6 protein-coding genes are annotated in these 10,412 nt (G+C 71.5%); 5 read left to right on the top strand and 1 reads right to left on the bottom strand.

Annotated features, from left to right (window positions below):
- From ACT6S0_RS15845 to ACT6S0_RS15835, 3 genes are all read left to right on the top strand, one after another.
- Positions 1 to 1,302 (top strand): nitrate reductase (locus ACT6S0_RS15845; protein ID WP_444764771.1); only part of this gene is annotated, 1,302 nt, incomplete at its 5' end.
- Positions 1,299 to 2,051 (top strand): uroporphyrinogen-III C-methyltransferase, encoded by a 753-nt coding sequence (gene cobA, locus ACT6S0_RS15840; protein ID WP_444764770.1) that lies wholly within the window; start codon positions 1,299 to 1,301, stop codon positions 2,049 to 2,051. The genes ACT6S0_RS15845 and cobA, both read left to right, overlap by 4 nt.
- A 109-nt stretch (positions 2,052 to 2,160) precedes the next feature.
- On the top strand, positions 2,161 to 3,024 hold the full coding sequence (locus tag ACT6S0_RS15835; protein ID WP_444764769.1) for a hypothetical protein: 864 nt from the start codon (positions 2,161 to 2,163) through the stop codon (positions 3,022 to 3,024).
- 30 nt (positions 3,025 to 3,054) lie between these two features.
- Here the strand turns inward: ACT6S0_RS15835 and ACT6S0_RS15830 are convergent, their stop codons facing one another.
- A complete protein-coding gene (locus ACT6S0_RS15830; protein ID WP_444764768.1) occupies positions 3,055 to 4,605 on the bottom strand; it encodes a methyl-accepting chemotaxis protein in 1,551 nt (516 codons plus the stop codon).
- Between the two features lie 133 nt (positions 4,606 to 4,738).
- Here ACT6S0_RS15830 and ACT6S0_RS15825 point away from each other — a divergent pair, with 133 nt between their 5' ends.
- Together ACT6S0_RS15825 and ACT6S0_RS15820 are read left to right on the top strand one after the other, a co-directional pair.
- Positions 4,739 to 5,503: a type III pantothenate kinase gene (locus ACT6S0_RS15825; RefSeq protein ID WP_444764767.1), complete on the top strand. Its 765-nt coding sequence runs from the start codon at positions 4,739 to 4,741 to the stop codon at positions 5,501 to 5,503.
- 178 nt (positions 5,504 to 5,681) lie between these two features.
- The gene (locus ACT6S0_RS15820; RefSeq protein WP_444764766.1) at positions 5,682 to 10,352 is read left to right on the top strand and encodes a beta strand repeat-containing protein; all 4,671 of its coding nucleotides are present in this window, start codon (positions 5,682 to 5,684) and stop codon (positions 10,350 to 10,352) included.
- Positions 10,353 to 10,412 lie beyond the last annotated feature (60 nt).

Here is a 10,412-nt window from a genome sequence, read left to right as displayed (position 1 = left end):
GACTGGCGCATCGTGCGCGACATCGGCGCGCTGATCGACGCCGGCCTGGGCCGCGCGCCGCGCATCGTTGCCCATGGCCCCGAGGACCTGTGGAACGAACACCGCGCGGCCACCCGCGGCCGCGACCTGGACATCACCGGCCTGTCCTGGGTCACGCTGGAGACCGAAGGCCCGCAGCAATGGCCCTTCGTCAGCGGGCCGACCGCGCGCCTCTATACCGATGGCCGCTTCGCCACCACCAACGGCCGCGCCCGCTTCATCACCAAGGCCTACCAGCCGACGGCCGAGGTCGCATCGCCCAGGCGCCCATTCGCGCTGACCACCGGCCGCATGCGCGACCAATGGCATGGCATGAGCCGCAGCGGCAGCGTGCCCAATCTGTTCGCGCATGAGGGCCGGCCGCTGGTGCGCCTGCACCCCAGCGACGCCGCGCGCCGCAAGCTGGCCGAGGGTGAGCTGGTGCATGTGCGCTCGCGCCGCGGCGAAGTCGTGCTGCCGCTCAGGCTCGACGAGAACGTGCCACTGGCCGGCGCCGACATCGCCATGCACTGGGGCGACGAATTCATCGGTGCGCAGTTGGGCGTCAATGCCCTGACGCAAGGCGCCTTCTGCCCCGACTCCAAGCAACCGGAGCTGAAGTTCAGCGCTGTGGCCATCGAATCGGCCAACCTGCCCTGGCGCCTCAGCGGCTGTGCCTGGGTCGAGCCCGGGCAAGGCGCTGCGCTGCGCGAGAAGCTGCGCACGCTGATGCCGCGCTTTGGCTACGCGCAATGCCTGCCCGAGCCGACCCGGACCGGCCTGGTCGGCTGGGCCTTCGAGGCCGCCTGCGCCGAGGCGCCGGCGCCCGAGCTGGTGGGCGAACTGGCCGCAGCCCTCGGTCTGTCTGACCCGCATGTGCTGCGCTATGCCGACGCCCAGCGCGGCCGGCTGCGCCTGCTCAAGCTCGATGGCGATGACCTGCAGGCCGCGCCGCTGCAGGCCCTGCTGCGTGTCGGCCAGCATGAGGAAGGCGCCTGGCTGGTCGACCTGTGGCGCGAGCGCACGGCGGCCTCCACCGTCGGCCGTTGGCTGCTGTCGCCCGGCGCACCGCCCACCAACACCGCGGCCGCCAGCCCGCAGGTCTGCAACTGCTTCGATGTGCGCGAGGACGTCATCCGCCTGACGCTGCAGCGCTGCGGCGGCACACCGGCCGAGCGTCTGGCGCAGTTGCAGGGCGAACAGCGCTGCGGTACGCAATGCGGCTCGTGCCTGCCGGCGCTGCGCCGCCTGGTTGCCACCACGCCTGAAGAGGTTCCTGCATGAGCACCCAAACTGTCTCGCTCGTCGGCGCCGGCCCCGGCGACCCGGAGCTGCTGACCGTGCGCGCCTTGAAGCGCATCGAAGGCGCCGATGTCGTGCTGGCCGACGACCTCATCGACCCGCGCGTGCTGGCCCTGGTGAAAGGCCGCCTCTTGCGCGTCGGCAAGCGCGGCGGCTGCATCTCGACGGACCAGCACTTCATCCATGCACTGATGATCCGCGAGGCCCGCGCCGGGCATCGCGTCGTGCGCCTCAAGGGCGGCGATCCCTTCGTCTTCGGCCGTGGCGGCGAGGAGGTCGATGCGTTGCGCGAGGCAGGGCTCGAGGTCGAGGTGGTGTCAGGTCTCACCAGCGGCATCGCCGGCCCGGCGGCCGTCGGCATCCCGGTCACCGACCGCCGCGCCTCGCCCGGTGTCATCCTCGTCACCGGCCACCCCGGCGAAGGCCGCGCCGAGCCCGACTGGGCGGCATTGGCCCGCACGGGCCTGACGCTGGTCATCTACATGGGCGTGGCCCGCGCGGCCGACATCACGGCCAAGCTGCTCGCGGCTGGCTTGAAGGCAGACCTGCCGGCAGCCATCGTCAGCGCCGCGCACACGGCACAACAGCGGCATGCCGTCACGACTTTGGCCGACCTGCCCGGCTGCATTGCTCGCGAAGGGCTTAGCAGCCCGGCGTTGCTGGTGATTGGGGAGGTGGCTGCGCATGCGGCTCTGGACGCCATGCAGCGGGGCGAGCGCTACGCGGGCTGACGCTCCTGGCAAGCGCGTCGACGGTTGATTGCTGCCTGACCGGGCTCACCTGGGGCCCCTGGTTCGTGGCGTTGGCATCCGCCCCCAGGAACTACCGGGAGGTGCATCGATGCTCAAGGAACTGCTGACTGCGGCCGCGATTGCGCTACCCCTGGCGGCCCTGGCTCAGGAGGCAGGCAAACCTCCACAAACCATCGCTCTCATCTCCACGCTCGGCGACCAGCTCAGCATCGTCAAGCAGCGCGGCAAGCGCGCCCGCAGCGTGGACGACTTCTCGCGCCGCACGGTGCAGGTGGATCCGCAGTTGCTGAACATGGCCGTGCTGCGCGGACTGGACAAGGCCCTGGCCGAAGAGGAGCCCGCTTCGCGCCGCATCATGCTGCGCTGGAGCGCCAACCCCGCGCTGGCGGAGCAGCTCAAAAACGCCTCGTTCGAGGCCCGCGATGCGCTGGTGCTCGACGCGCTGCGCGATCGCCTGACCCTGATTCCGCAGCGCGCCGAGTGGGACCGCATCGAGGCCATCCTGCCGCGCTATGCCTGGGAGTCGCGCGAGGGCATGCCCAGCCGGCTCGGCGGCATCGGCATCTACATCAAGCCCACCGGCAACCAATGGGAGCTGCTCGACGAGGACGGCGTCGATCGCAAGCAGGAGCACGCGGACACTGCCCAGACCGTCACCAACATCCGCACCGGCGAGCAGCAGAGAGACACGGCCTACGTGGCGCCCTTCATCTCCTTCGAGCGGGTGACCCTGGACGCCAAGACCCTGGCCGTCGTCGCCCGCAAGCCGCAGTTCACGCACAGCAAATACAGCGACGCCAAGTCAAGCTCCATCGACGTGATCGACCAGGTGTCGCCGGCGGAGATCGTGACGCACCTCAACAAGCTGGTCGAACAGGCCGCCTTTCGCTCGGTACGCGGCGCGGTGGAGGTCAGCCCGGTCAAGCCGCTGCCGAAGGAAGCGGGCAAGTAGGACCGGCCCGTCCACTCGCCCGCAGTTGCCTCAGCTCAGCTTGAATGAACTGACCAACCCCGCCAGCCTGACGGCCTGCTCCTTCAGCGACTGAGCCGCCGCGGCTGTCTCCTCCACCAGCGCGGCGTTCTGCTGCGTCATCTGGTCGAGCTCCGTCACGGTGCCGTTGACCTGGCGCAGGCCCTGGCTCTGCTCCACGGCTGCGGCGGCGATCTCGCCAATGATGTCGGTCACGCGCTGCACCGAGCCGACGATGTCGGTCATGGTCGTGCCGGCGTCGTTGACGAGGCTGGTGCCGGCCTCGACACGCTCGACGCTGGCATTGATCAGGCCCTTGATCTCGCGCGCGGCCTCGGCCGAACGCTGGGCCAGCGAGCGCACCTCGCCGGCCACGACCGCGAAGCCGCGGCCCTGTTCGCCGGCGCGGGCCGCCTCCACCGCCGCGTTCAGCGCCAGGATGTTGGTCTGGAAGGCAATGCCGTCGATGGTGCCGATGATGTCGCTGATCTTGCGGCTGGCCGCATTGATCTCGCCCATCGTGCTGACCACCCGCGACACCACCGCGCCGCCCCGGCCGGCCGTCTCGGCGGCGGCGCCGGCGAGCTGCTTGGCGGTCATGGCCGAGTCGGCGCTCTGGCTGACGGTGCCGGTCAGCTGCGTCATGGCGCTGGACGCCTGCTGCAGGTTGGACGCCGTCTGCTCGGTGCGCTGCGACAGGTCCATGTTGCCGCTGGCCACCTCGCTGGACGCGACCTGGATGCTCTCGGCTGACTCGCGCACCTGGCCGACGATGCCCGAGAGCGACTGCTGCATGGCCGCCAGGGCCTGCATCATCTCGGCGGACTCGTCGCTGCCGCTGACCTCGGGCGCGCGCGAAAGGTCGCCGCCGGCCATGCGTTCGGCAAAGCGTTTGGCCGACGTCAGCGGGCCGATGATGGAGCGCGAGATCAGCACGGCCAGCACGCCGCCAATGACGATGCAGACCAGGAAGGCCCCCAGCAGGCCCACGAAGAGCTTGCTGACCAGGCCGTCGACCTGGACGAACACATCGTTGCCGCGGCGCGTCAGGTCGGCGCCGATGTCGTTGAGCATGGTCAGCGCCGGGTCGAAGGCCGCGTCGGCGGCCTTGATGTCCTCGAACGCGGACTGGGCGTCGGCGTACCCATCGGCCAGCAGCTTGTCGAGCGCCGGCCTGACGGCCTTGCGGTAGTCGGCCACCAGGGCGCGGAACTTGGCGAGGTTGTCCTTGCTCTGCGGCTCGGAGATGAGGGCGCCGAACTGGTCGAGCGTCTTGTCCATGGTGACCTGGGCCTCGTCCCAGTCCTTGCGGGCCCGGGCCATGCCGTCCTTGTTGAAGATGCTCGCGGCCAGGGTGGACGTGGCCGTCTTGCTCACCAGCAACTGGGTGCGCGCGGCCACCGCCAGATTGGTGATCGGAATGAGCTTTTGCGTAATGCCCTGGATGGCCTTTTGCGACACGTTCAGCCCGAAACCGCCGAGCCCGACCAGCAGCGCGGTCATCACCAGGATGAGGCCGAAGGCCAGCCACAGGCGGGCTTGGATACGCAGACGTCGCAGCATGGGTTCTCCTTGGGGGCGCAGGACGGCCCGGGCTTAGCCAGCTGATTGAAGCAGAAACCAGCGGGAAAACGTGAAAGCCTGCTGGTAGGCTCGCGCCATTCTTCACGGCTTTGTCCGCGCCACGGTCCCCACCATGAGCTTTCTGGCCATCGACATCGGCAACACCCGGCTCAAGTGGGCCGTCTATGCAGACGGCGCCGAACCCGGCAGCCCGCCGCATCAGCACGGCGCCGTCTTCCTTGAGAACATCGACCGCCTGGCCGATGAGGACTGGCAAGGCCTGCCCCCGCCGACGCGCATGCTGGGCAGCAATGTGGCCGGCGACGCGGTGCGCCGCCGCGTCGAGGAGCAGATGGAGCACTGGGACCTGGCCACGCGCTGGGTCGTGCCGGCGCCCGAGGCCGCCGGCGTGAAGAACGGCTACGACCACCCCACCCGCCTGGGCGCCGACCGCTGGGTGGCCGTCATCGGTGCGCATGCCCATGCCAGCAAGCGCGGCTTCAGCGGGCCGGTGCTGGTGGTCATGGTGGGCACGGCGGTGACGGTGGAGGCGCTGTCCAGCGACGGCCAATTCCTAGGCGGCCTGATCCTGCCCGGTCACGGCATCATGTTGCGCGCCCTCGAAGGCGGCACGGCCGGCCTGCGCGTGCCCACCGGCGAGGTGCGCGACTTCCCCACCAACACCAGCGACGCGCTGACCACCGGCGGCACCTTCGCCATCACCGGCGCCATCGAGCGCATGCACCGGCTGCTGGCCAGGCGCGAAGGCCGCGAGCCGCTGCTGCTGATGACGGGCGGCGCGGGCTGGAAGGTGGCCCCGGCCCTGGATGCACCGCATGAGCTGATCGACGGGCTCATCTTCGATGGCCTGCTGGCCATTGACGCGGCGCGCGCCTGAGGCTCCCCGGCGCCGCCGCAACCCTGGAATGTCCCAGGTCGCCGGGCACCCGGATTACGCAGTCTTGAGGATGTCCGTCAGGGCCTGACCCGGCATCGTGCCGTGGCCAGGAGCCCTCGCACGCCTGGCTGCGCTCCCTTTCGGGAGACGCCCCACGACAGCGAGCCAGGGGTACACCATGCAGCATTTCCATTCACGCCACCGCGTTGCGCTGGCCATCGCCGGGCTGTGGCTGACGCTCGCCGCGCCGAGCGGCCGCGCCGCTGTCACCGTGACGGGCGCCCACTTCCTGAGCAACGGCAATGGCCAGCCCGTCGGGCCCGGCGATGTCGACCAGCCCGGCGCGACCTTGCAGATCGGCTGGGGCGCGCCCGGCAGCTTCGCAGCCACGGCCGGATCAAAGGTCACGCTGGCCTACCTGACGATGGCCGGCCAAGCGGGTGGGACGACAACGGGACTGCTCGACGGCGCCGGCACGCTGCTGCTGCTGAAGGCCGGTGGCAACAGCAACCGCTTCGCCGTCGGCAACACCGGCGTCAGCAGCTTCGTCGTCAGCAACGGCGCCCGGCTGGACGCGGGCTCCGACAGCGCCGCCTGCGCGCTGGGCAACGGCTGGTGCAACAACTTCGTCGGTGTCGCCGCGGGCGCGCAGGGCAGCCTGACGGTCACCGGCGCAGGTTCGTCGGCAGCGCTGATCCACTCGACCTACATCGGGCACCTCGGCATCAACCTGCATGCGGGCCAGGCGGGGCAGGACGTCAAGGGCCACCTGCTGGTCGCCGACGGCGCAACGCTGGACACCGGCTATGCGGTGGCGGGCGGCGCAGCCAGTGGTGGGCCGCTGCTCGGCAGCGAACGCGCGCTTGCCGCTCTGCGCGTCACGGGCGCGGGCTCACGCTGGCGGGTGACCGACCAGGCCAGCCCCGTCGGCAGCCATGTGGAATTGGCCAAAGGCGGCCGCACCGAGGTGCAACTGCAGGTGGACGACGGCGGCCAGATGCTGGTGACCGGCAGCGGCGGCCGGCACTTCGGCGTGCGCCTGGGCCAGGGCGGCAGCTTCGTCGGCAGCGTCACCGGCGCCAACTCGGCGCTGTGGCTGAGCGGGGATGGCGGCGACGGCTATTTCCACCTGGCCGAAGGCGGCGGCAGCGCGCAGCTCGACGTGACCCAGGGCGGCAAGATCGGCGGCGCGCGCTGGGTGCAGGTGGGCTACAACGGCGGCACCGCCACGCTGAACCTTCACGGCGGCTCGGCGGGTTTCGCGGCCGCCGACGTGTTCGTGGGCCACTCGGCCACCGGCACGCTGGACATGCGCGCCGGCGGGCGCCTGGATGCACGCCAGCTCAACCTGGCCGTGGGGCAGGACCGCAACAGCGAGGGCAGGGTCACGATCCACGGCGCGGGCACGCTGCTGGCGTTGGGGGGCGTGGATACACACCGCCTGTCGGTGGGCCACTCGGGCACCGGCGCGCTGACCGTCAGCGGCGGTGCGCTGCTGGACGCGAGCCTGGACCCAGCCGCCTGCGCCGGGCGCTGGTGCGGCTCCTCGGTCGGCCAGCTCGCCGGCGCCACGGCCCGCTTCACGGTGACGGGGGCGGGCAGCGAGGCGCGCTTCGTCGACAGCCTCAACGTCGGCGAAATCCACGTCGCCCGGCCCGCCAACGAGGGCTGGACCGGCGGCGAGATGAACGGTGCCACGCAGGCCCGCGTCGAGGTGCTGGCCGGTGGCAGGCTGGTGACCGAGGGCCTCAACGTGGGCGGCTGGAGCAGCGCGTCGCAAGGCGGCGGCGAGCGCAGCTTTGCCGACATCGTCGTCGACGGCGCGGGCTCGGCGTTGCTGATCACCGCCAGCGCGCTGTCCGGCCGCGACGCCAACCTCAACCTCGCCCGCACACGCGGCGCGGTGTCGACGCTGGACATCAGCGACGGGGGCCTGCTGCGCGTGCAGGCGCCCGCCGGCCGCATGGCCGCGGCCGACCTGACCGCCGGCCGCCATGCCCCCGGCGACCCGACGGCCGGCGGCGGCTACAGCGTGACAACGGTGCGCGGCGCGGGCTCGCGCCTGGAGATCAACGGTCCGACGTCGCGGCTAGTGGTGGCCAACGCCGCCGGCGGCGAAGCACTGCTGCAGGTCAGGGACGGCGGCGTCGTCGCCCAGAGCGGCGCCGACTGGAGCTACCTGAACATCGGCGAGACCTCCGGCACCGGCCGCGTGGAGATCTCCAGCGGCGCCCGGATGAGCGGCGCGCGCGTCGTCAACGTCGGCAGCGGTGGCGCCGGCAGCCTGCTGGTCAGCGGCGCCGGCAGCCTGATGACGACGGACCGCAGCGGCGGCTTCAACGGGCAGCTCAACATCGGCCAGCAGGGCCATGGCTGGCTGGATGTGTGGGACGGCGGCGGGGTGTCGGCCTTCTCGCTGCAGGTCGGCGCGGGCAGCGACGCGACGCACAACCGCGGCGAGGTCTTCATCGACGGCACCGGCACCACCGTCGAGCTGGACGCCGTGAACTGGCACCGCATGGCGATCAGGAACGGCAGCGTGCGCGTCTCGGGCGGCGCGCTGCTGGACGGCAGCGCCAACGGCGCGGCCTGCAGCGGCGGCGTCTGGTGCGGGGTGTTCATCGCCAACGACGCTGGCAACGCCGGCCGGCTCACCGTCACCGACAGCGGCTCGACGGCCCGCTTCGTGAGCAACTTCAACCTCGGCCAGGCCCATGTGACGGCACCGCCCGCCACGGCCTGGTCCTCCGGCGACCCGGGCGCCACCAGCATCGCCCAGGTGCATGTGCTGGCCGGCGGACGGCTGGAGACCGAGCAGGTCTACATCGCCGCGGGCTCCAGCGGCCCCGCCGCCAACGGCAACGAGGGCGTCCTCGCCCAGGTGCGCATCAGGGGCGCCCGCTCGGCCTGGCTGGTCAGCGGTGCCAGCGGGCGCGCCGCCAGCTTCATGAGCGGCATGGGCAATGCTGCCAACACGCTGAGCGACATCCAGGTCGCCGATGGCGGCCAATTGCTTCTGTCGGCCGACGCGAACACGGCGGCCTTCGTCCAGCTCGGCGCCAACGGCGGCACCCACCGCATGAGCATCGGCGGCACCGGCTCCAAGCTCGTCTACGGCCCGACGGGTAACGCCGGCCTCTGGATCGGCCGCAACGGCGCCACAGCCAGCCTGGCCGTCACGGGCGGCGGCGCCATCGAAGGCATCCACCGCCTGCAGGTCGGCAACACCGGCGCGACCGGCACGCTGACGGTCGACGGCAACGGCAGCCGCATCGACTACGGCCCGACGTTTGCCGACCTCTACATCGGCCGGCAGGGCGGCATCGGCACGGTCCACATCACCCGCGGCGCGGCCGTCAACATGGACGCCTGGCTGCCACGCCTGTATGTCGGGTCGGGTGACCTGGTGGCCGGCACGGCGGGCACGCTGCGCATCGACGGCGGCGGCAGCCTGCTGAGCCTGCAAAGCCCGCAGAGCGCGGCTGGCGCCTTCGACCTGCCGCAGGCCAATATCGGCTGGGGCGGCACCGGCACGGTCGAGGTCAGTGGCGGGGCCCGGTTGCTGCTGAACGGCCGTGGCAGCTCGGTGCCCGGGCAGGTCGCGAGCACGCGCATGACCATCGGCCAGAGCATCAGCGGCTTGAACGGTACGGGCACGCTCAACGTCAGCGGCGTCGGCTCCCAGGTCGGCGTGACGGGCACGGACGCGGCCATCTACGTCGGCCGCAACCCGGCCGGCACCGGCGCGCTGAACCTGAACGCCGGCGCAGCGCTGCAGACGACGCTGCTGGACGTCGGCCTGCAGGGCGGCGTCGGCACGCTGCAGATGAACGCCGCCAGCATCACGCTGGACGGGCAGCACGGCGGCAGCCCCATCGGCGCGACGCTGGGCATCGGCTTGGGCGCGGGCTCGCTCGGCAGCGTGCGCCTGGCCAACGGGTCCGGCGTGTCGATCGCCAACGCCGGCAGCCTGGGCTCGCTGCTGCTGGTGGGCGGCTCCAACAACGCGCCCGGCGGCAATGGCAGCCTGCTGGTGCGGACCTCGACGCTGCAGGTCAGCGGCCAGGCGGGCGTCACCGCCGCCATCGTCGGCTACAGCGGCAGCGGCCTGGCGAGCGTCGAGAACGGCAGCCTGCTCGACGTCGGCAGCCACCCGCTGGTCGTCGCCTGGAAACCGGGTTCCACCGGCGTGCTCAACATCAGCGGCGCCTCGACCGTGCGGGCCGGCTATGTGGGCGTGGGTGCCACCACGTCCGAGGGCGACGGCGGCGTCGCGACCCTGGTCGTCGGCGACACCAGCACGCTGACCGCCACGACGATCGAGATCGGCAACCAGGGCTATGTGGGCGGCACCGGCACGCTGGTCGGCAACGTCATCAACCGCGGCGTCTTCAACCCGGGCAACTCGCCGGGAACGCTGCACGTTCAGGGCAGCTTTGAGAACCAGGCGGGCGGGCGGCTGGTGCTGGAGGTCGAGACCGACGGGCAGGGCGGGTTCGCGACGGACCAGCTCATGTTCGGCGCCGCCAGCGCGGTGAACCTCGGCAACGTGCAGATCGAGTTCCGCTTCCTCGGCGCGACCGACCCCAATGCCTTCCAGGCCAGCGGCGGGTTCCGGATCGACAGCTTCCTGCGCCAGGGGCTCGGCGGGCTCGACCATGCGCTGCTGGACGGCGCGAGCTATTCGGCCAGTAGCGGCGCGTACCAGTTCACGTCGTTCAGCTTCTCGGCCGATGGCGGCGCGGTGTTCCAGGCCCAGGCGGTGCCGGAGCCGGGGACGTGGGTGTTGTTTGCAGCGGGGCTGGGGTTGGTGGGGTGGCTGCAGCGACGACGCGCGCGACTGGCCTAACGAGCAAGCGCCCCGATGGCAAACATGCTCGGGGCGCACGAAGCGTGGCGGCGAATAGCC

The sequence above is a fragment of the Roseateles sp. genome (assembly GCF_052436255.1).
Classification (GTDB): Bacteria; Pseudomonadota; Gammaproteobacteria; order Burkholderiales; family Burkholderiaceae_C; genus Pelomonas.
This window is presented reverse-complemented; position numbering and strand designations above follow the sequence as displayed.